The sequence below is a fragment of the Verrucomicrobiia bacterium genome, assembly GCA_023953615.1.
In the GTDB taxonomy this organism is placed as follows: Bacteria; Verrucomicrobiota; Verrucomicrobiia; order Limisphaerales; family JADLHS01; genus JADLHS01.
The window spans coordinates 400,408-422,874 of record JAMLJH010000001.1; the positions used below are offsets into that span (position 1 = coordinate 400,408).

A 22,467-nucleotide genomic window follows, 5' to 3' on the forward strand; every position below is an offset into this window, starting at 1 on the left:
TTTTGAAAGCATGTTCCTCTTTATGGGACACGTAAAATTACACATTCCCGGACCAGTCGAAGTCAGTGAGAAAACTTTCCGCGCTTTTTGCCAGCCGATGATCGGGCATCGCAGCCAGAGCTACAAAGACCTCGTGGCCAAAATCCAGCCGCAACTGCAACAACTCCTTTACACCCAACAACTCGTGTATCTGGCCACTTCCTCCGCGTGGGGCGTGATGGAAGGCGCCATCCGGAATCTCGTGACCAAGAAAGTTTTGAACTGCATGTGCGGCGCGTTTTCGGACAAGTGGTTCAACGTCGCGCAGCGTTGCGGCAAGAACGCCGAAGCGCTGCAGGTGGACTGGGGTTCGCCCATCCGCGCCGAAGCCGTGGACCAAAAGCTGGCCACCGGCCAATTCGACGCGTTGACGCTGATCCACAATGAAACCTCGACCGGCGTCATGAGTCCACTCGCCGAAATCGCGGCATTGAAGCAAAAGTACCCCGACGTCATGTTCATCGTGGATGCGGTCAGCTCCATGACGGCGGTGCCGATCAAATTCGACGAACTGGGCATTGATGTGTTGTTGGCGGGCACGCAAAAGGCCTTTGCGTTGCCGCCCGGTTTTGCGGTGTTCACCTGTTCACCGGCCGCGCTGGCGAAGGCGGCGACCCTCAAAGATCGCGGCTATTATTTCGACTTCCTGGAATTCCAGAAAAACGCGGAACAAAACATGACGCCCAGCACGCCGAGCATTTCGCACACGTACGCGCTCAGCTCGAAGTTGGATGAATTCTTTGCGGAAGGCTTGGAGCAACGCTTTGCGCGGCATCGGCGGACCAATCAAATGACCCGGGACTGGGCGGCGAAACATGGTTTCACGCTGTTCCCGGAAACGGGATCCGAATCCCTGACGTTGTGCTGCGTCAACAATGGCGCGAAAGCCGGAGGTCGGGTGGTGGAAGTGCCCAAACTTCAGCAGCTCACCAAGGAACAGGGCTTCTTGATTGACGGCGGCTACGGCAAAATCAAAGGCAAGACCTTCCGCATTTCCAACATGGGCGACGAAACCGAAGCCACCATGAACCAATTGCTCACCGCGCTCGACAAGGCCATGAGCCAGTTGTAATCCGCCGAAACACTACACTTCGCCGAAGCGTCCAAACGGGAAGCGTTCGCACAGCTGCGTCTCCGCTTGCGTAGGCGTCAAACACGCCACGCATGGTTTCCGCCTCTCATCCGGAATGTCACCATCAGCATCAGCCTCAACACGGCGGCGGCGCCCACCAAGTTGAGTTCTCCTGCTTGTACCCCCGCCATAATGACGGCACGACGCCGTTCTTTCCCACTCATGGTTAATGTTCCCATCGTGGCGGCAGTGGCTACCGCAACTGCCGCCCCAAGGGGACATTTTTAGCGAGTCCAATAGGGGACATTCTCAAAGAGTCGGGACAGAGGTGTCAAAAGAGGTTGCGCGTCTGAACCGATTGAATTAGGTTCGCGCCCAGCAACAATCGGTCAGTTCATTGGAATTTTTTGAGCAATAGCCCTGTTTCCACGCATCATGAAACGAATTCTTGTCTGGTCCATATTTTTAGTTGTTTTGATGGTTTTGATTGTGGCTACCAGGAGGCGACAATCCGCACGCCCTTTTTCGCCATCATCTCTTACTCCTGCCGTCACGCAATCGTCGTCGGCAACCACAAGCGATTTCTCTCAGGAGCGCACGCCTCCAACCAGTTTGGATCCCAAGCAAACCGTCTTCGCGCAACTCCCCACCCCACCCGAGGCCGCTGACATCCGCTGGCGGCAAGCCTCCACCGTGCCGGAGATGGCCGCCTTCCAACACTGGGCTGCGGATTATGCCGGGTCTCCGTCCTCTCAAAAAATTCCGGAGGGCCTCGCTCTGGCCAAGGCCCGCCGCGCCGTGATGCACGATCTCATCCGGCGTGACCCCGAGACCGCCCTCGCCAACGCTACGCCCGAGTTCGTCCGCCGCGCCCTGCCCCCCGAAATCCGCGACCAACTGGAGGAAAAGGTGGACGCCCGCGCCAACATGATGACCTACGGCACCACGGGCAGCTCGGAGGCCCCCGCCGTCATCCGCCGCGCCGAACTCGCCGACGGTCGCCAGTTCAACGCATTCGTCTATGGACACCGGGAATTCATCGCCACCGTGGAAGACCTTCCCGTTCACGGGGTGGCACTGGACGGCGATCTCGCCGTGAGCGAATGGCCCGGGCGAGTGGCGGAAGCCTTGGAGGCCGATGAAGCCAAGGCGCAACTCAGCGCCGATCCGATCTGCTCGGAGTCCGGTCTGGAAACTTCCGCGAACAACACGGAGATCGCCCTGTTCACCGCCGACCGAATCGATTTTTTCTGCGGTCCGGCCCACGCGTTGGGTACGCTCAAACAGTCGGCAACCAAAGAATGGTTCCCCAACATTGATCCGAACACTCCGCCCTTGGCCGCGTCCGACGGCAACGGACTAGCGCCGCCCTTGATTTACACCCGAAGCGATCCTGCCTGGACCATGGGGACCAAACGCCTCCTCGTCGCTCGGGTTCAGTTCAAGTCCGAAAACTCGCCGCCCGATCCCCCCTACGTCAACAGCACCTATCTCAGTGTGGCGGAATGCACGCAGATCGTGGAAAAAGTCAGTGACGCCTGGGACCGGTATTCATACGGCCGCCTTCAGGTGCAGCCGGTGCAGTCCGGCGGCTCCAGGATCACGCCTGTCGTTTCCATGGCGAGAACGGCGTCCGGCTACTGCGAAAACGATATGGATCTCATCCGCATGGAGGTGGAATACAAATTGCTGTCTCAGCACCAGATCGACGCCAGAGGATACGATCATCTAATCATCATTTTAGGCAAGGTCCCGATTCTGAGGGATGACGGCCACATTCCGGAGGCAATAGTCGGCTGGGGAGGGCTTGCGAACATCGGAGGCCGTTACTCCTGGATCCGCGTCAACGGTGAGAACAGGACAAGCATCCAAAAGGTTCGCGACAACGCGACAGTCATCGTTCACGAACTGGGGCATAATCTCGGTTTGCGCCACTCCAGCAATTGGTACACGTTCCGAATTGGTTATGAGAATGAACCGCTCTATGCGGAATATGGCGATATTTACGATGTCATGGGCCACGGAGGGCTCAAACACGACTACAATATTCGCCATAAACTCTGGCTGGGGTGGATGGACGCCGCTCGGGTTCCTTTCGCAATGGGCGACGGCGTGCATGTGATCCGCGCCCACGACCTCGGTTATACCGGCGGCCTTCGCGGACTCCAGGTGGTCCCGGAATCCTTTTACAATCCCTTTGACGGCAAGGAGCCGCTCTATCTCGAGTTCCGTGCCTGGGAGGCCGGCACGGGACGCGATCCCGATTACAACTTTGGTTTCCAGCCCGTTGCCTGCGGCTTGCAGATCCGTCGCGGCCACGTCCAAGTCCCGAGAACCTGGCTTTTGGACGCTACCCCGGAAACCGCCAACGGCGGGAATGGGGATGAGTTCAATCCGGGCAACGCGGATTCCCCCCTGCCCCCGGGGCGCACCTTTTCTTATCACCGTGGCAACAAGACCCTGTTCATCACCAATCTCGGGGCGGATCCGTCCGCCGGGGAAGTGACGGTGGATATCCGGCACGGCCCCTTCCCCGGCAATCATAGCCCGACCGGAACAATCACGGCCACGCCGTCCAAGCCGAACAAAAACCAAACCATCCACCTCCGGGCGCATGCGTCGGACATTGATGGAGACGACCTCGCCTATTATTGGCAGATCAAGGCGGACGAAGGCAATCCCGGTTTCCCACGGGAGATGAGCTATCCCAACTCGGACACGCTCACTGTCATGCTTCCGCACATCGGATCATGGACGGTCACCTGCCGGGTCTCTGACAGGCACGGCGGCGAAAATCTGTTCACCCTTCCCCTTGTGACCGCGCCCAACAACCCGCCGCAAATTGCCGCGATCAGTGACAAGAGCACCGACGAGGACACTCCGGTCACCATTTCCTTCACCATCAGTGATCCGGACGATTTTCCCGAATCGCTGACTGTCAGCGGCTCGGTCACGGATACGAAACTGTTTCCCAGCGGCTCTGTTGTGTTCTCAGGAACCGGCGCCAACCGTGCGCTTACGCTCACTCCCGCCGCCAACCGCTGGGGCACGTCCGAGGTGGCCATCACCGTCAGTGACGGCACCGCCGAAACCGTGGCAGTTTTTATGGTCACCGTGAATCCCGTCACACCCGGAATCAGTCTCATCAGCCCCTCCGCCACCTGGCGCTACCGTGACGCAGCGGGAGCTCCCGATCCGGACTGGCTGCAGAAGAATTACCGCGACGAGCGCGACTGGCCCACCGGCGGCCCCCGCTTTGTCTTCCCGGCGCCGGTTCTTCTCCAGCCTGGGATGACTGTTCTCAGCCCGCTCTCCGACCGTATCACCTGCTATTTCCGCAAGACTTTCAACATGCCGGGCTCTGTGGAGGGGACGCCCACCCTGCGCTTCATGTGCGACGACGGACTGGTCGTGTATCTCAACGGTGCGGAAGTCTGGCGGCACAACATGCCTAACGGTCCGGTTGCCTTCGACACGCGGGCAAGCTCTCCAGTGGAAGGCAAGGGGAGCACGCAGTGGAACACCGTCGTGCTTGATCCCCAGCTCTTCCAAATGGGTTTGAACACGCTGGCTGTCGAAGTCCACGATGTGGGTCCGACTAAGAACGGTGATGTGGACGTGAATTTCGCGATGAACCTCGCTCTGCTGGAGTCGCCGATTGTCAGCAACTGGCTCGAGCATGTTTATGCAAACGAGGACGAGCCGGTGGCATTCACATTCAATGCCCGCGATTCCGAGGACGTGAAGGGCGAGCTTTCCATCCAGGCCGAGTCCTCCAATCCGTCCCTGCTCTCTCCGGTGAACGTGAGCATATCACAGTCGGACTGGGGCATTTGGAAATTTCGCGCCACCCCGCGGCGGGACGCCTTTGGCGACACGGACGTCACGCTCAAGATCAGCGACGGCAGCAGCGAAACCTGGAAGACGGTCCGCATCACCTGGCTGCCGGTGAATGACGCGCCGGTCATCTTCCCGATTCCGAACATGGCCGTGTCACTTGGGGAAACCGTGCCGCTGATCAGCGTCCGCGTGGATGACGTCGACAATCCGCCTGGCTCTCTTGTAATCACCGCGTCATCCGACAACCCCGCGCTGCTGCCGCCCCAAGGCGTGGAAGTCCTCCCCGGCCCGGAGCCCAAGCTCCGCTGGCTCCGCCTCACACCGGCACCGGAAGCCAAGGGTGATGCCACGATCACCGTCGCCACCACTGACGGCGCACTTAACGCCTCGACCTCCTTCATCTTCCGGGTCAGCGCCCCCTTGGATCCCGCGGACACGGAGATATCCCTCCTGCCCGCCGGAAGCATTTGGCGCTACTGGCCGAACGCGCTGCCGTTGGAAAAGGGCGTGCCGGTTGACTTCACCGCTCCGCGGCTCGACGACCGCGCCTGGCCCTCGGGGCGTGCCAAGCTCGGCTACGGCAACGACGGCGAGGTGACCGCGGTTCCCGTTACCCCGTGGCGGATCACCACCTACTTCCGCAACGTCTTCACCGTCGGCGATCCTTCCGCGCTCGGGCAGTTGAACTTGCGCATGATCTGCGACGACGGCGCCGTGGTGTATCTCAACGGCCAGGAAGTCTGGCAAGCCAACATGCCGAACGGGGTTACGGTCACGCCCAACACCCCGGCCTTGACTGACGTCTCCGGCAACAAGGAGAACGCTTGGCAGCTCAAATCCGTTGCACCAACCGATCTTGTGGCGGGGCCCAATGTGATCGCTGTGGAGGTCCACCAAAGCGTCATGCCCGCGCCCTTGCAGGACAACGACATGGGCTTTGATTTGCAAATCACCGCCGACCCCGTGCCCTCGGATTCCATCCACACCTTGATCCCGCCCGGATCGGGCTGGAACTATTGGGACCGCGATGTTTATCCGGACGTCAACTGGCACACGCCCGTGTTTGTGGATTCGGACTGGTCGCAGGGCCTTGCCCGCCTCGGTTACGGCATTCTGGGCGCCACCACCACTGTCAATGCGGACAACAGCGACGGCACCGGCCGCAATCCCAGCGTCCTCTTTCGTAAAATCTTCATGGCCGGAGACCCCTCGGTCTACAGTGTGCTACACCTCCTCACCATGCACGACGACGGCATTCGGGTGTTTATCAATGGCATCCAGGTTCTGTCGGACAATGTCCGCTCGCAAGGCGGTGTAGGGGACTACGCCTGGACGGAAGTTCTCGCCCCGCTGCAAGCTACCTGGCGGCATTATCTCATCAGCCCGAAATCGCTGGTCGCCGGATGGAATCTGATCGCCGTCTCCGTCCATCAGGCATCACCCTCCGGGACCGATCTCGGTTTTGACCTGCAACTCACCGGGGATGTCAGCGGCGTGCCCATTCTCCATATCACTCAAGGGAACAATGGCATGGAGCTTTCATGGCCGGATGCCTTTGCTGATTGGCGACTACAGCGCAGTTCCGATTTGCAATCGTGGTCCCCGGTTGTCACGCCGCCTACAAGCATGGGTGGACAACTCATTATTCTGGAGCCGACACCGCTTTCCACCCAAATGTTTTATCGTTTGGAAAGACCGTGAGAAAACCCACCGTGCGCGTCACACTCAGCGACCGAACGGAGGGGGCAATGGAACTAATAAAACGAATCAGAGCCCAAGGCTTTCTGATTGACGGCGGATACGGCAAAATCAAAGGCAAGACCTTCCGCATCTCCAACATGGGCGACGAAACCGAAGCCACCATGAACCACCTGCTCACCGCGCTCGACAAGGCCATGGGCCAGTTGTAATCCGCCGAAACACTATACCCCGTCAGCGTGGGACCATGCCTACCTCCGATCCCTCCTCGGCTTTTGATGCGTAAGCTCTGCAGAAAAACGAGCTTGCGGACGGGGACGCTCAAACTAAGCTGCTTATGGAGAGTGGCGTGAAGTTCATTGATATAACCATTCCGCAAATCAACTGTCGCCGCTTGCAGCTACGAGGCTTTACCTTGATCGAGCTGCTGGTAGTCATCGCCATTATCGCCATTCTGGCGGCAATGCTGCTCCCCGCCCTGAGCCGTGCAAAAAGCGCCGCCAAGGGTATCTCGAGCCTCAACAACCTGCGGCAAATCGGCATCGCTAATCAGATGTACCTCGACGACAACCGAGGGTATTTTACTCAGCACGAAGGCTATTACTACCAAGGGGCAATCATCGACCGTCAGGAGGGAAAGAACTTGGGTTTGGATAAAACGGCCAAAACCCACTGGCCCGACCAAATGGTCCGCTACGCGCCCCAGCCCAAGATGTTCCTGAGTCCATTTCTGACTACCGAGCAAATTGCCAGTGAGGATTTTTCCCGGCCGTTCGGCATTGACGGGTATCGGCAGTACATTTACGGCGGTTATGGTTACAACCTGCACTACCTGGGGTATGCCACCGGCGAGCATGGGAAGCCCGGATATAACGCCCGGCTAAACGCCGACATCCGCCAGACGACCAGTACGGTGCTCGTGGGGGATACCGCCGGCGCGAAATCGCACGGTGGCACTTTCACCGGCAAGCCCGAGGCGCCTTACGCGCTCGATCCGCCATTGCCTTCCCTGAATCTGGGCGCGAAACTTACCGGATATTACGAAGGGGCCGACGGCATGATTGAAACGCCCAGCCCTGGTCCGTACGATTGGAAGGTGCGCGCCTATCCCGCTCCCCGCAACAACGGCAGGCCCGAGTTCGTCTTTGTGGATTGCCACGCCGAGGCCGTGGATATCAAGAAAATTGACGACTATAACGGCGATGGCGTAAGAGACAACGGCAACTGGAACGGTCTGGGCGATCCATTTAACCGCTGACCTGCAAGGAAGCACAAACCTGCCGCCGGTGACGTGAACCAAGATTGTCTTTGTCGCTGACCGTTTGGGCGGGTTGACGTTTGGTCAGACCTTCAAATGTTCGTCTGCCCGGATCGCGCCGGCGGACCGAATGGTGAGTGTAACGAAACTACGGTAACGAACCAAAGCCCAGGGCTTTCTACCGGCAGAATCAGGTTGACGGATGAACTGCTTTCGCGCAAAGCTCAGCCCCATCAGTTGCACTTAATCCATCATTGAACCAAACAGAAAGCGAAAATACTTATGGAAGATCATGATATCGGAAAATTGATTGGCGTGGCCGTGGGCGGAATGATCGGGTTAATCATCTTCCTGATTCCGCTGATCTTTTACCTGCTGACCTTGCAGAAAACGCTAAATCGCTGTTCGCCCGAATCGCGCGCGATGCAACCGGGCTTGGTCTGGCTCTTGTTAATTCCACTGTTCGGCCTGGTCTGGCATTTCTTTATCGTGCTCAACATGACGAAGACCTTGGAAACCGAATTCCGCAAACGCGGGCTGCACATTGAAGCGGCTCCGGGGAAAACGCTCGGCCTGGTAATGTGCATTCTGGCTTGTTGCAGCATTATTCCCTTGCTGGGATTCCTCTGTTCCCTCGGGGCGCTGGTCTGCTGGATTTTGTATTGGGTCAAAATCGCAGGCTATTCGAAACAACTCCCCAGCTCCAGCGCGCCGCCGTTGGCAGGCTGATTTTGTAAAAGCTTGGCGTGGTGCGATGAGCATGGACGGTAATGCCCACCGATTGGTGCGGCTGGCGAATGGCGATTATACCCTACACGCGACGGCCTACGCCGAGAAAATGCACCCCGGACTGGGGCCGGAAGCTGAGGCCGATTTACTGTATGTGCAGCAACTGGGACTTCCCCAGCGCGCCGCCGCCAGCGAGGAGGAATTCGTGCTCTGGGACGTTGGGCTGGGCGCCGCTGCCAATGCCCTCGCCGGATTACGCGCAACGCGGTCATGCTCCCGCCCGTTGCGTCTGATCAGTTTTGACGACACCCTCGAACCGCTGCGGTTCGCGTTGCAACATCCGGAAGCGCTGGGTTATTTGCGGGACTACGAAGCTCCATTGGCGAGGCTGATCGAAAACCGCCAACTCCGGTTCACCGATGGTCAACATGAAGTAGCGTGGCAATTGCAAATGGGCGACTTCCCTTCCCTGCTCGCCTCCCGGACGGCTCCCGCTCTCCCCTCACCGCACGCCATCATGTTCGATGCCTTTTCACCCGCGCACAATCCAGCGATGTGGACCCTGCCCCTGTTCACGAATTTATTCCAAGCGCTCGATCCGGAGCGGCCCTGCAATCTGACGACGTACTCCCGCAGCACCATGGTTCGCGTCACGCTGTTGCTGGCCGGATTTTTTGTGGGACGCGGCGGCGCGACGGGAATGAAGGAGGAAACAACGGTAGCGGCCAACACACTGGAATTGATTGACGCACCATTGGATCACCGCTGGTTGGAACGCGCGCGCCGTTCGGACTGTGCCGAACCATTATACGAGTCCGCCTATTCGCGGACGGCGCTCTCGACTGAATCTTGGGAAAAACTTCAATTGCATCGCCAGTTCAATCCGTGAACAACCAAACCGAGCCGGTGACGGAGTGGCTGGAAGTAATTTTCCCGCCTGACATTCTGCGGCCTTCAATACCGATAGGGTCGGCTTAACGAAAACACATTCGGCAGGTGCCGCACCTCGCGGACTTCGCCGTCGGTCAACAACACTTCCACGATGTCGAAACGGATTTTGACCTCGGGCTGCTTCAGCAGTCGCAGATAGTCCAGCGCGGTTTGAGAAAGCCGGCGGCGCTTGCCCGCGTCCACCGCGGCCGCCGGTCGAGTCCACTCTTCGGAAGAACGGGTTTTTACCTCAATAAACACGAGGCAATCACGGTCGCGAAAAATCAGATCAATTTCCCCACGGTCCGAGCGGAAGTTGGCGGTGAGATATTTCAGGCCGAGCTTTTGCAGTTGTCGCTTCGCCGCCCGCTCGCCCAATTGACCGCGACGCAAGTGTTCGGGTGTCGCTTTGTCACCCGCACCCAACCAAGCCTGAATGCGTCGCAACCAGTTCATACATCAAGCGCCTGCGAACCCGCGATTACCGATCATCCATGACACCCGTAAAGCCGTGGTATGTTCAATGAATCACCGGCGGTTTGCGAATGGCTTTCTCCCGCTGACGGGCGGCACGGAGAATAGACAGGCTGGTCAGCAAAGCCCAAATCCAGCTAAACGCAAAAACGCCAATGCCGAACAGTGTGCCGCGCATGCCTTGCCACAGACTTTCCAGAAAATCCAGTGGGTCGCCCGAGGGGTGCATCAGTTCCGACCAATGCCGCACCCCCCAGGCGAGAAAACGGCTGCCGAACCACAGAGTCAAAACGAAGCCGATTCCCGCCAGCAAACTTTGCGCGTAACCAATCCTGCGTCCGGCCAGCAACGAGCCGCTGCCGGGAAACGCGCAATTACCGGTGCAGCAAGCCCAGGCATCGGCTGCCGTGAGGTTTCGGCCATCGCCCAGGCGTAGGTTAAATTTCATGATTCCAACCTCAAGGCCGCAACCAGTCGCAGCCCGGCAGATTCCGCGCGATGGCGAAGCCGATCACCAAGCCACAAAGCGCCCACGGCCAGAGGTGGTGCGCAAAGAACCGGGGAAGACGAATCCCCAGCAGTGACTGGAGCAGAGAACCGCATCCGACCCACGCGCCCAGCGGCAACAGGCATACGAACAGCGCATTGCTCTGCAACGCCAGGTTCAAGTGACCGTGCAACAACTGGTGCAATGCGCGCTGGCCTCCGCAGCCCGGGCAGTCCAACCCGCTGAGGGTGTGGAAAAGACAGCGCGGGAAAAATGAATGTTCACTCGGATCAAAGCGGGCGAAGAGATATAAAACCACCAGCGCCGCGCCAGCCACCAAACCAAAGCCGAGCAACTTCCAGCCCGGTTGACGTAGTGGAGTGGCGAAGGCCGTTGAGTGAGACATTCGCATTGATTCAATTCCCGCTGGCCGCCCGCATCGCCATAAACTGAACCACACCGCCAATGACATTGGTCAGAATGCCGACGATGAATCCGATCCAACACCACATCCGGGCTTTGTTCGAAGCGTCTTGCGCGCCAGCGAAATCGCCCACGTTCAGTTTCGTCCGCACCTGCGCCGCGTAAACGATGGCCACAACCCCGAAGGGAATACAGCAACACAGCGTGATCACGATGGATTGCCAAAGGTAATTGGGCACATTCTGGGCAACCGTCTGGGTCGGCGTGGTGGGCAATGGCGGAAGTCCGGCGCCGGACAACTCTGAAAGTTCAGCAACGGTCTTCCATTCCGTCTCGTCTTCGCGGCGGACTTTGGATTGGTGATTCGCCCGGCCTTCGGCGATCCATTGTTGCAGTTGCGCCAGCGAAACCGGCCCGTATTCCTTGCCATCGGCACCAATGATTTTATACATGATTTTTTGTGTTGCGTGTTTCGGCGTCAGAACCATTCCTTCCGACTCTCGACGTAGGTTCGGACAAATTCCTCATCCGATTTGGTGAGATAGATAATGCCTTCGATCAACCCGATCAATCCAATTGCGGGCGCGGCAAAGCCACAGGTTAAAACCGACGCCAGCAGCATGATCAATCCCGCGCCAGTGTAACCGAGGATGAATTTGTGAATGCCCAACGCGCCGATCAGGATGCCGCAAATTCCGGCGGGAATTTTGGTGCTGGCGCGCTCATTATACACCGGTGGGGGCAGCGGGGGCGTATCGAAGCCCAGGTTCAATTCGGCATACGTCACGAAAGGCCGCCAGTCGCCACCGGCCTCGGGCCGCACCAGCGTCCGCAAATTGATGCGCCCCTGGCGCTGCCATTCGCGCAATTGCTCCCGGGTCGCTGGCCCGTATTCTTTTCCGTCGGCTCCGATGATTTTATACATGGCAAACTGGAAGTTAAATCGTCGTCGTGGCCTTCATCCGTAATCGTTGAAGCGCTTTTAAGCAAGCGCGGAAAATAGTTTATTGACTCCGCAGTTGTTCCAGCTTCGCCCAGGCGCGACCGTCATGGATGAGGGCTTCGGTCAGCTCCCAACCGTCGCTGATCGAACGCGCGCGCCCCGCCACGAACAACGCCGCGCCAGCGTTCAGTTTCACCGCGTCGGCGCGCGGGCCACGGTCCTGACCGCGCAGAATCTGGCGAATGATCTCCGCGTTCGCGTCCCGATCGCCACCGCTCAAGTCCGTGAACGCGACGGGTTGCAGCGGGAATTGCGCCGGGTCCAGTTGCGACGTGGTGAAGGCGCGTTCCTGGTAAAATTCCGCCACCGTGCTCAACCCCAACGTGGAAATTTCATCCAAACTTCGCACGCCAAATTCGGGGTCGTCCGTTGGTGCGGTTGGATCGGGCACGGCTCCCGAAACCACCATTGCCCGACGCAATCCCAGTAATTGCAACGCGCGGGCCAGCGGCGCGCAAAGTTCCGGTTTGGGCACGCCGAGCAGTTGCGCCGTGGGCCGCGCGGGATTCAACAGCGGTCCGAGAAAGTTGAAGATCGTGCGTTGTCCCTGGGCCGCGCACAGCTTGCGGATGGGGATGATGTGTTTGAAGTCCGGGTGATAATGGGGCGCGAAGAGAAATGCGAACCCGTGATCGCGCAACGCCGCCGCCGCTTCCGTGGGAGACAAATCAATGCGGATGCCGAGTGACTCGAGCACGTCGGCGCTGCCGGTTTTCGAAGTGACCGCGCGATTGCCATGTTTGGCGACCGTTACTCCCGCCGCCGCGCACACAATGGCCACCGTGGTGGAAATGTTGAACGTGCCCAGGTGGTCGCCACCCGTGCCGCACACATCGAGAATTTCCCGGGCGCGGGTTTCGGCATCCAGCGGCACGGGCACGGAGCGATTCAACAGTTCCGTGGCAAACGCGGCGATCTCCGCCAGTGTTTCCCCTTTGCGCGCCAGAGCGGTCAGGAATTCCGCCTTGGTCGCCACCGCCACCGTTTCGGTCATCAGTTCCGTCAAGGCCCCGGCGATCTGCGCAGCCTCCAAGTCTTCCGCGCGATTCAATTGTTGCGTCAGTTGGTCGAGCACGCCGCCAGCATAAACAGGCGGCGCGATGAACAAAGCGGAAAGTGTTCATTCGCGTCCGTTGCCGTCACGAGCGGAACGGGCCTTTCATGTTTTTAGAAGTTATTTTGACGATTCATACTTTTTCTGCGTCTAATGCGCATCTGGAATTATGGGTAAGCGTAAAAACTCGGGTCTTTTCAAGTGGGTGGTCATCCTCGCGCTACTGGTCGGTGGCGGGGTGGCCGTGAAGTGGTTACTCAAGGAGAAGGGCACGACGAAACCGGAATTTTCGGTCGTCAAGGCGGCGCGCACCAACATCATCCAAACCGTCACCGCGACGGGGGCGTTGCAGCCGGTGGTCAACGTCGAGGTGGGCAGCCAGATTTCCGGAATCATTCAAACGCTCTATGTGGATTTCAATTCCGAGGTGAAATCCAACCAGGTCATCGCGCAACTGGACCCATCCACTTACCAGGCTAACGTGAGTTCGGCGGAAGGCGATCTGGCCAACACGGAAGCCTCGTTGGAACTGGCGCAGGTGAACGCGAAGCGCGCCCGCGATTTGTTCCAGGACAAGTTAATCTCCTCGTCCGACTTCGATCAAAGCGTCGCCACGCTGCATCAAGCTGAGGCACAGGTCAAAATCAAGCGTGCGGCATTGGAGCGGGCCAAGGTGGATTTGGGTCGTTGCACCATTTACGCGCCCGTGGACGGAATTGTGATTGATCGCAAGGTGGATGTGGGGCAAACGGTGGCGGCAAGTCTGAGCGCGCCCGTGCTGTTCCAAATTGCGAATGACCTGACCAAAATGCAGATCAACGCGTCGGTGGCCGAAGCCGACGTTGGCGCCGTGCAATCCGGTCAGGACGTGGAATTCAGCGTGGATGCGTTTCCGTATCGAAAATTCCGCGGCACGGTGACGCAGGTGCGCAACTCCCCCATCACGGTTCAAAATGTGGTGACTTACGACACCATCATCGCCGTCAACAATGACGATCTAAAACTGAAACCGGGCATGACCGCGAACGTTGACATCATCGTCGCGCAACGCAAACAAGTCCTTGCCGTTCCCAACGCCGCGTTGCGGTTTCGTCCTCCGGAAAATCTCGCGTTGAACGCGGGCGGCAATGCGGGTAATGCGGCGGCCCAGCGCCCGGCGGCGGGCCGTTCGGGCGGGCGCACTGGCGGCGCGGAAGGACGCGGCGGCGCCGCCGGCACCGACCCCCGCGCCAACTCTGCACACGATGAAGCCACCCGTCCGCCTCGCACGATGTACACGCTGACAGTCAGCCCGGACAAAGCCACCGAGGCCGACCTCAAGCGGGTCTCGGTCCGGCTGGGCATCAGCGATGGATTCTGGACGGAAGTGACGGAGGGATTATCCGATGGCGAATTGCTCGTCTCCAGCATGACGACCGGCACAACTTCCGCCAATCCGGTGAACAATCCTTTCAGCGGTCGCGGTTTCCCGCGCCGGTAACGCCATGGCTCCCGTCATTCAATTGGAGGACGTTCAAAAGACTTATCAGTCGGGCGAAGTGGAAGTGCGCGCCGTGCGCGGCGTCAACTTGTCCGTCTATCCCGGCGAATTCGTGGCCATCATGGGCGCGAGCGGCTCCGGCAAATCCACGCTGATGAATCTGCTCGGCTGTCTGGATCGCCCGACGGCGGGGCGTTACAGATTGGATGGTGTGGATGTCTCGCATCTGGATCGCGATGAATTGGCGGACATTCGCAATCAAAAACTCGGCTTCGTGTTTCAGGGTTTCAATCTGTTGGCGCGTACGGCGGCCGTGGAAAACGTGGAGCTGCCCATGTTATATCAGCACGGCAGGATTTCCAATCGCGAGCGGCGCGAACGCGCCATGCACGCGCTGGGAATCGTTGGCCTGGCGGAACGGGCGGACCATCATCCGAGCCAGTTGTCCGGTGGCCAGCAACAGCGGGTCGCCATCGCGCGATCCCTCATCAATCGCCCGGCTTTGTTGCTGGCGGATGAGCCAACCGGAAATCTCGACACGCAAACCAGCATCGAGATCATGGGCATCTTTCAGAACTTGAACGCGCAAGGCATCACCATTTTGATGGTGACCCACGAACTGGATATCGCGCAATACACCAAACGCACGGTGGTGCTGCGCGACGGGCTGATCGTGAGCGATACTCCGGTGACCAACCGGTTGATCGCCACCGAAGAATTGGCCCGGCTAAAAACAGAACAACAAGCCGTGCAGTTGGATTAATCCCCGAACGCTTCCATGAAACGCCACCGCCACCAGTCACCTCCGAACCCCGGTCCGCAGCCATGACGCGCATCCTGGCCACTTTCCGGCTCGCCTTGCGCGCGCTGCGCCGCAACAAACTGCGCACGGTGTTGACCATGCTCGGCATCATCATCGGGGTGGGTTCAGTCATTGCCGCCGTCAGCATCACCACCGGCGCGACCAAACAAGTGGAAGACCGCGTGGCCAGCCTCGGCCAGAATGTGGTGACGGTCTTTTCGGGAAATTTCACGACCGGCGGCGTACGCGGCGGTTGGGGTGGCGCGCCGACCTTGACCGTGGAAGACGCCGAGACGATTCGCAACCACATCGCCAACGTGGCGGGCGTCAGTCCCGAAGTGCGCGACCGCAGTCAGGTGCTGGCCAACGGACAGAATTGGAATACGCAAGTCCTGGGTGAAGGGCCGGATTATCCGCAGATTCGCAGTTGGAAAATCCAGGATGGCGCCATGTTCACGGATCAGGACGTGCGCGCGCTTGGCAAGGTGGCGGTGATCGGCAAAACCATCGTGGACCAACTGTTTCCCGGCGAAAATCCGGTAGGCGAAACCATTCGCATCCGCGACATCCCCTTCAAAATCGTCGGCGTGCTGGAAGCCAAAGGATTTAATTTGTTCGGCCAGGACCAGGACGACGTCGTGATTGTTCCGTACAGCAGTCACATGCGCCGCATTTCCAAACGGACGTTTGTCAATTCCATCCTGGTGCAAGCCGCGACGACCGCCAGTATCACGCGGGTGCAGGACGACATCACCAACCTGCTGGCCGAGCGGCGCAAAAATCGCGAGCCTGATTTCACCGTGCGCACGCAGTTGGAACTGGCGGAAATGGCCACGTCCACGTCCAAGACCATGTCCGTGCTTCTCGGGGCGATTGCCAGCGTGTCGCTGATCGTGGGCGGGATCGGCATCATGAACATCATGCTGGTCAGCGTCACCGAACGAACGCGCGAAATCGGCATCCGCATGGCGGTGGGCGCGCACGGACGCGATATCCTCACGCAATTTTTGACGGAAGCCATCGTGCTCAGTTCCGTGGGCGGATTGCTTGGAATTTCGCTGGGGCTGGGAGCGCCGCAGTTGGTGCGCTTCCTGGCCGAGTTGTTCGCGCAATTAAAAATTTCCAGCGAAGCCTTGGCCACCGTTTCCAGTTGGCCAACCTACACGCCCATCGCCACCGTGGTCATTGCGTTCATCTCGAGTGCGGTGGTCGGCGTGGTCAGCGGCTTCTATCCAGCCTGGAAAGCGGCGAAACTTGATCCCATTGAGGCACTGCGGTACGAATGAGGACAGAGCTGCTTCCGACTCACACCCTGGCCTTGTTCGACGCGGCGGTTCAGCGCGCCGCCGAATTGCTTCGTGGCGGCGCCGTGGTGGCGCTGCCCACGGAAACGGTGTACGGCCTGGCTGCCAACGCCTTCGATGCCACGGCGGTGAAAAAAATCTATCAGTTGAAAAATCGTCCGCCGCGCAACCCAATCATCGTGCATGTCGCCAGCCTGGAACTGGCGCAACAGTGCGTCGCCGAGTGGCCGGATTGCGCCGCCCAACTGGCGCGACAGTTCTGGCCCGGTCCGCTGACGCTTGTGCTGCCGCGCGCCGCGCGGATTCCCGACATCGTCACCGCCGGCGGCCCCACCGTGGGCGTGCGCTGGCCCAGTCACCCGTTGATGCAGGCAGTCATCAGCGCCTGCAACTTTCCGCTCGCGGCTCCGAGCGCCAATCTTTCCAATTGCATTTCTCCAACCACGGCGGAACACGTCCGCAAACAATTCGACGGGCAAATCCCGCTCCTCGTGGATGGTGGAGCCGCCGAAGTGGGAATTGAAAGCACCGTGATTGATTTAACCACGTCTCCGTTTCGGGTCTTGCGCCCCGGCATGATCTCTGACGCAACCTTGCGGGACGCGTTGCCGCCAACCCAGATGACCGCCACCACGACCTCCGGCGCGAAGCCGGAAGCTGGCGCGCTGCGCAGTCCGGGACAATTACGCAAACATTACGCGCCCAAAGCCACCTTGCTCGTGCGTTCCTGGCGCAACCCGGCCGATCTGCGGCAACAACTCAGTGCGCTGCCATTTGCGCGAAATCAAATCCAGATCGTCGCGCACACCCGCATCCCTGCCGATGCCGGACTGGCCGGAGTCAGCGTGATTCCCTTGGATGCGGCAGCGTTTGCGCGCGCCATTTACGCGGAGTTGCATCGCAGTGACGACGCGGGAGTGGCGGCGATTATTATCGAAGCTTTACCCGATGGACCTGAATGGCGCGGCATTGCGGATCGTCTGAATCGTGCCGCCGCAGATTGACGGAATGACCCAACTCACTCACACTGAATTGACCATGAGAAAATTAACCTTGGCTGGCTTGTTGGTTCTGACGCTGACGACCGTGACCGCCGCTGACGTCGAACAACAAGTGCGCACCACCATGGAGAAACGGCTGGAAACAAAACACCGAGCGCTGTCGCTCGACGACTGCATCCAGATCGCGCTGGAACACAATCTCGACGTGCAGATCAGCCGGATGGACCCGGAGATTGCGGGCTTCTCCCTGAAAAGCGCTTATGCGGGTTACGACCCTGCGTTCTCCTTGAGTGGCCGACATAATTACGAGTTGTCGCCCGGAGGGTTGGACGATCAAAGCCGCGTGTACTCGGGCACGGAGAGCGAGGTGGACAGCTTTAACGGCTCGATCGGCGGATTGCTCCCGTGGGGCACGCGATACACGTTTGGCGCGGCGGTCAGTGATCGCTCGGGTAATTCGCCGGGCGCGGTGATTGATCCCAGCAACTCCTTCATCACCACCAACACCATCTACGATCTCAACACCGGATTGCCTTCGGGTTACCTTTACGGCACGAATTACGGCACCCTGCCCACGCGTAATCCGTTCGAGAACGCCTCGGCCAACGTCGGTTTTTTTGAACTGCGTCAGCCGTTGCTGAAGGATTTTTGGGTGGACGGAACGCGCTTGCAGATTTTTCTAAATCGGAAAAATCTCCAACGCTCAGAAGTGCAATTGCGCAATCAAATCATCCAGACCATCACGGCGGTCGAGGAGGCGTATTACAATTTTATTTACTCCGAGGAAACCGTGAAGGTGCAGGAGAAGGCTCTGGAGTTGGCGCAGCGTTTGGTCGCTGAGAACCGGCGGCGCGTGGAAGTCGGCGCGCTCGCGCCCTTGGATGAACGTCAGGCCGAGTCCGAGGCCGCCTCGCGCCAGGCCGACCTGCTCGAAGCGCGTTCCAACCGGAACACGCAGCAGCGCGTGCTCAAGAGTCTGCTCAGCGACGATTACGAAGAGTGGTTGACCACGGAAATCCATCCCACGGCCACGCTGCTCGCCGTGCCACAATCGCTGAACTTGCAGGATAGCTGGCGGCGCGGCATGGCGGATCGCCCGGATTTGCAGCAAGCGCGGATTGATCTCAAAATGCAGGAAAGACGGGTGACTTACGCGGATAATCAGCGCTATCCGCAATTGGATTTGGTGGGCGATATCGGCTATGCCGGTTCCGCCAACAACACGCGACAGGCGTTCAAACAAGTGCGCAACCTGGACAACAATTACTACGCCTATGGGGTGCAACTGACCATTCCGCTGGGCAACATTGGTGCCCGCAACAATTACAAAATCGCGCGCACCACGCAGGATCAACTGGAATTGGTGCTCAAGCAATTGGAACAAAACGCGATGATTGAAATTGAAAACGCCATCGCCGTGGCGCGCTCCAGCCTGGAACGGGTGGACGCCACCAAACAAGCGCGCGCTTACGCCGAGGAGGCGTTACGCGCCGAAGAGATGAAGCTTGAAAAAGGCAAGAGCACCAGTTTCGTGGTTTTGGATCTGCAAGGCAAATTGACCGCCGCGCGCTCGGCGGAAATTCGTTCGCTCGCGGATTACAACATTGCGCTGGCGCGGCTGGCCCGTTTCGAAGGCAGCACGTTGGAACGCCACGCGGTTGAACTCAAACTGCGCTGATCACGGCACGTAGCGCGCCCGATAAAACCGGCGGCCTTCCGTGCTGGAAGTGGTGTCCACAACATCAAAGGTTCCGCCGGAAACAACATTGGTGTTGAGCGCGGTCCAGGTGGCGAAATCCGTGGTGGCTTCAATAGCCCAACGGTGGCCACTTTCTCCCTGCAGGCGCAGCAAACTCCACCCCTCCTTTGTGTAGCCGAGCATTTGCAGTTGCGCTGCCGTCGGCGAAAGAGTGGCGGCGGCAAGCTGATAATCATCGAACACCATGAAATTGTCGCCCGGGGTATTGACGTATTCGATTTGTCCCAACCCGTTGGTGACAGCCATCTGGTTGAACAACCAAACGGCGTCAATATCGCCCAGCGTCAACGGCGCGCTGGTCGTGGTGATCGGCTGATTGGTGGCAATGACTGCGTCGTCGAAAGTGGCGCTCCAACGATTCGCCGCAAAATTCATGGTCACGGTCAACAGATAGTCGCGGTCATTTTCAAACGGAATATCAGTGAAAACGGGACTGTTGGTACCATCCAGTTGGTAACTCACATCCAGATACCAGTTGTCCAGATCAATGGAGAACAGGCGATTGACTTGCTGGTTATACACGCTCCAGCGGAAAATATCGTATTCGCCGTTTGGCGAATCGCTGATGCTCACCAGAACGCGGAACGTCACCAACGGATACCCCGCCGCCATCGGATCAAAATTGATGGGCTGCCACAACACCAAGCTCGAATCGGTCGGCTGAGGTGGGTTGAAGCCGAGGTACGCCGACTGTCCATGCAGTCCGTCGGCGATCACTCCGTTCCCGCCCGAACCTTCCCATTGCCAATTATTTTGTCCGGCTAAATCCTGATCTGTCGAATAGCCCTCCACAGCCTCGAAACCAGTGGAATAGAGATTGGTTACAGCCGCCTGGCTGGGCGGTGCGCTGATCAAAATTGTGACCGCCGCCACGGTAATTACCGCAATCCTTTTCATGAAATAGTTTAGCCGCCGCTTACCGGCTGCGCCCTGAAGGCCGGCCTGCTGGACTCGCTGGCTGGCCGCTGGGGCGGGCGGGCGCCGGTTGCACTCTCGGCGCGGCCGGCGCTGGATTAAACGTGGGCCGCGACGGAGCCGGTGGCGTGTAAGTCGTCGGAGGGCTGACCGGTCGGGGAGCGAAAGAGCGCGATTCCGAAACACTCGGTGCGGTATAAGTCGGACGCCCACCGCTCGGTTCGTAACGGGAGCGTGCCGCGTCGTTTCTCGGTTGCCAACGTTCGGCCAGGGTCTCCCGAGGTTGACGATTCAACGTGCCACGATTTTGCGACGGAGAATTGAGATTGGGCGACGGAGTGGGCGTGCGGCCGAGATTGCCATTTCCGGTGGTTGAACGCTCGTTCACATTGGGTTGCGGACGAGTTCCCGGTGTACTCCAGACCGAATAATCTCTGCCCGTCGAGCGTGGCGTGCCGCCGATAACGGTTGGTTGCGAACTGCGCGAATCCGGCGCAACCGTGCGCGGCGGAGCCGTTCGCCGCTCCACCGTGACTGGTTTGTCAAAAATTGGCGTCGGCCGGGTCACTGGCGTCGGCCGGGTCACTGGCGTCGGCCGGGTCACTGGCGTTGCCGGTGATGAAACGCCGGGAGCGGTTCTCGACGGCTGGGTGGCCGTTCGGGATTCGTTGCCACGAATGGAAAGGTTGCGTTCAGTCGGCACGGGTGCGACGGAATTACCCCCCGCAGAATTAGCTCCAACTCCCGAACGCTCCGCACGTCGCAAATCCGTCCCGTGTTCCGATACGTCCCGAGGTGAACGCAATCTGGAAGCCTCCGGCGCGCCCGCACCCACGCTGGCCGCGCCTGTCGTTCGAGAAAGTGCCGGTCGCTCCGCCACCAGCGTACGCCCACCGTTTTCGAAACGATCGCTGCGGATTCCACCCCGGCCCGCCGGCTCAGTTCGCAGGCTGACCGTGCGAACTTCCGCTCGCGACCGTTCCCGCACACGATCCACAGAAATTCCTCGATTGATGACGGTGGTGTTATTGCCGTTGCCGTAATTGTTGACGATGGTGGTTTGATTGAAAATCGCCACCGAACGCGCACTGGACAAATGATAGCGATAGGGATGCGGATCACAGAACCGGGCCCACGGTACGAACAGCCATGACCCGACTCCCAGATGAAAACCGAAACTGGCGCCCACCGAACTGCCAAAGTAGGTGAAGCCCACCCCTGGAGTATAAATGGAATTCGGCGGCAACGGCGCCCAGCCGCAATAGTCATTGTCATACCGCCAGGAAACCCACGAGGGTCCCCACACGCGGTTGGGCCACCAGCACCAGCCCCAACGCGGATCGTTAAACCAGCGCCCATAATGAAACGCCACGGAACCCCACGAATAATCCGACATCCAATACCAGCCGTAATCAGTGTAAACCCAGCGCCCGCCATCGGAATAAGGCCGCCAACCCGGACTCCGCACCCCAATTGTCGGTCGCCACACCCGACCATAACCGTCAATTGTCACCCAGTTGCCGTAGGGTGACAGCGCAGCATCAAAATACTCGTCCGTGACTTCTGCCGGCTCGGACGCGGGTTGAGGTGGATTCACATAAGTCGGCGCCGCAGCCACTACTTCCTGGTCTTCCACGGGAGCACCGGCAAGCCCCTCCGGCTCGTTGATTCCCCACACCGTCTTCAACGCCTGATCGCGGCTCATCATGGAGGTAATGACTTCGCTTGAAACTCCCAGGTCTTTCAAATAAATAATTTCCTCCGCACCCAAAAGGAATGCCGCCGAAGAATTGGTCACGTAGGTCAGAATCACATTTTCATCCACCCCGGATTGAGCCATTTCAATCACATCACCCAAAGCCTTCGAGACGCGCAATTTTTCGGGCATCACGGCAACTGGAGCGGGCGCATTGCTGATGATCAAAGGCGGAACGGTGGTTGCCGGCGCGGCACTCGAAGCCACCGCAGGCGGAACCGGCGTGACGACCTCAACTGCCGGAGCCGCAATCGGAGCTGGATCAACCACCGGCGTCACGGTCATTGGTGGCGCGGCGGGCACAACCGTTTCACTGGTAACGTGATAAGGCGATGGCCCGCTGGCGCTCTGTTGCGTGCAGCCGGGCAGCACCAGAAACGCGGCGCTCGCGCCGACCAGAAAATACCGAAGTCCATTGCGGTTTTTCATAACTTTACCTTGGT

Annotated in this window: 18 protein-coding genes and 2 pseudogenes; 11 read left to right on the plus strand and 9 right to left on the minus strand. The window is 59.2% G+C overall.

The features are described from left to right. The first annotated feature begins 22 nt into the window (after window positions 1–22). The 6 genes and pseudogenes from M9920_01500 (at window position 23) to M9920_01525 (ending at window position 9,525) form a co-directional block, all read left to right on the plus strand. Window positions 23–1,111, plus strand: a complete 1,089-nt coding sequence (locus M9920_01500) for an aminotransferase class V-fold PLP-dependent enzyme (GenBank protein MCO5050964.1) — start codon at window positions 23–25, stop codon at window positions 1,109–1,111. Window positions 1,112–1,546: 435 nt separating this feature from the next. After that, complete coding sequence (locus M9920_01505; protein ID MCO5050965.1) at window positions 1,547–6,652, plus strand: hypothetical protein; 5,106 nt, start codon at window positions 1,547–1,549, stop codon at window positions 6,650–6,652. A gap of 83 nt (window positions 6,653–6,735) precedes the next feature. After that, window positions 6,736–6,861: pseudogene (locus tag M9920_01510) on the plus strand (alanine--glyoxylate aminotransferase family protein). A gap of 125 nt (window positions 6,862–6,986) precedes the next feature. Further along, complete coding sequence (locus M9920_01515; protein ID MCO5050966.1) at window positions 6,987–7,907, plus strand: prepilin-type N-terminal cleavage/methylation domain-containing protein; 921 nt, start codon at window positions 6,987–6,989, stop codon at window positions 7,905–7,907. A gap of 282 nt (window positions 7,908–8,189) precedes the next feature. Then, entirely contained in the window at window positions 8,190–8,636 is a 447-nt protein-coding gene (locus tag M9920_01520; GenBank protein MCO5050967.1) for a hypothetical protein, read from the plus strand. Between the two features lie 25 nt (window positions 8,637–8,661). Then, window positions 8,662–9,525, plus strand: a complete 864-nt coding sequence (locus M9920_01525) for an MnmC family methyltransferase (GenBank protein ID MCO5050968.1) — start codon at window positions 8,662–8,664, stop codon at window positions 9,523–9,525. Between the two features lie 65 nt (window positions 9,526–9,590). Here M9920_01525 and M9920_01530 read toward each other — a convergent pair whose 3' ends face one another. From M9920_01530 to trpD, 7 genes and pseudogenes are all read right to left on the minus strand, one after another. Next, window positions 9,591–10,022, minus strand: a complete 432-nt coding sequence (locus tag M9920_01530; protein MCO5050969.1) for a YraN family protein — start codon at window positions 10,020–10,022, stop codon at window positions 9,591–9,593. Window positions 10,023–10,086: 64 nt separating this feature from the next. Further along, window positions 10,087–10,488, minus strand: coding sequence for a hypothetical protein (locus M9920_01535; protein MCO5050970.1), 402 nt, complete (start codon window positions 10,486–10,488; stop codon window positions 10,087–10,089). 10 nt (window positions 10,489–10,498) lie between these two features. Next, on the minus strand, window positions 10,499–10,933 hold the full coding sequence (locus M9920_01540; GenBank protein ID MCO5050971.1) for a DUF2752 domain-containing protein: 435 nt from the start codon (window positions 10,931–10,933) through the stop codon (window positions 10,499–10,501). A 10-nt stretch (window positions 10,934–10,943) separates the two neighbouring features. Further along, a complete protein-coding gene (locus tag M9920_01545) occupies window positions 10,944–11,402 on the minus strand; it encodes a CD225/dispanin family protein (protein ID MCO5050972.1) in 459 nt (152 codons plus the stop codon). A 26-nt stretch (window positions 11,403–11,428) separates the two neighbouring features. Continuing rightward, window positions 11,429–11,683, minus strand: coding sequence for a TM2 domain-containing protein (locus M9920_01550; protein ID MCO5050973.1), 255 nt, complete (start codon window positions 11,681–11,683; stop codon window positions 11,429–11,431). A 96-nt stretch (window positions 11,684–11,779) separates the two neighbouring features. Next, window positions 11,780–11,875: pseudogene (locus tag M9920_01555) on the minus strand (hypothetical protein). A gap of 79 nt (window positions 11,876–11,954) precedes the next feature. Then, window positions 11,955–13,028, minus strand: coding sequence for an anthranilate phosphoribosyltransferase (trpD, locus tag M9920_01560; GenBank protein MCO5050974.1), 1,074 nt, complete (start codon window positions 13,026–13,028; stop codon window positions 11,955–11,957). 148 nt (window positions 13,029–13,176) lie between these two features. On the opposite strand from trpD, the gene M9920_01565 reads away from it, so the two are divergent. The 5 genes from M9920_01565 to M9920_01585 all read left to right on the plus strand — a co-directional run bounded on the left by M9920_01565 (window position 13,177) and on the right by M9920_01585 (window position 19,272). Next, a complete protein-coding gene (locus M9920_01565; GenBank protein ID MCO5050975.1) occupies window positions 13,177–14,487 on the plus strand; it encodes an efflux RND transporter periplasmic adaptor subunit in 1,311 nt (436 codons plus the stop codon). A gap of 4 nt (window positions 14,488–14,491) precedes the next feature. Beyond that, window positions 14,492–15,250 (plus strand): ABC transporter ATP-binding protein, encoded by a 759-nt coding sequence (locus tag M9920_01570; protein MCO5050976.1) that lies wholly within the window; start codon window positions 14,492–14,494, stop codon window positions 15,248–15,250. Window positions 15,251–15,312: 62 nt separating this feature from the next. Then, complete coding sequence (locus M9920_01575; GenBank protein MCO5050977.1) at window positions 15,313–16,575, plus strand: ABC transporter permease; 1,263 nt, start codon at window positions 15,313–15,315, stop codon at window positions 16,573–16,575. Continuing rightward, on the plus strand, window positions 16,572–17,597 hold the full coding sequence (locus M9920_01580; GenBank protein MCO5050978.1) for an L-threonylcarbamoyladenylate synthase: 1,026 nt from the start codon (window positions 16,572–16,574) through the stop codon (window positions 17,595–17,597). The genes M9920_01575 and M9920_01580 overlap by 4 nt, the downstream gene beginning before the upstream one ends. A gap of 34 nt (window positions 17,598–17,631) precedes the next feature. Next, window positions 17,632–19,272 carry a TolC family protein gene (locus M9920_01585; GenBank protein MCO5050979.1) on the plus strand — a complete coding sequence of 547 codons (1,641 nt, stop codon included), beginning with the start codon at window positions 17,632–17,634 and terminating at the stop codon, window positions 19,270–19,272. On the opposite strand, the gene M9920_01590 is transcribed toward M9920_01585, so the two are convergent. Further along, window positions 19,273–20,250 carry a hypothetical protein gene (locus tag M9920_01590; protein MCO5050980.1) on the minus strand — a complete coding sequence of 326 codons (978 nt, stop codon included), beginning with the start codon at window positions 20,248–20,250 and terminating at the stop codon, window positions 19,273–19,275. 19 nt (window positions 20,251–20,269) lie between these two features. Further along, the gene (locus tag M9920_01595; protein MCO5050981.1) at window positions 20,270–22,453 is read right to left on the minus strand and encodes a hypothetical protein; all 2,184 of its coding nucleotides are present in this window, start codon (window positions 22,451–22,453) and stop codon (window positions 20,270–20,272) included. Between the last annotated feature and the right edge of the window lie 14 nt (window positions 22,454–22,467).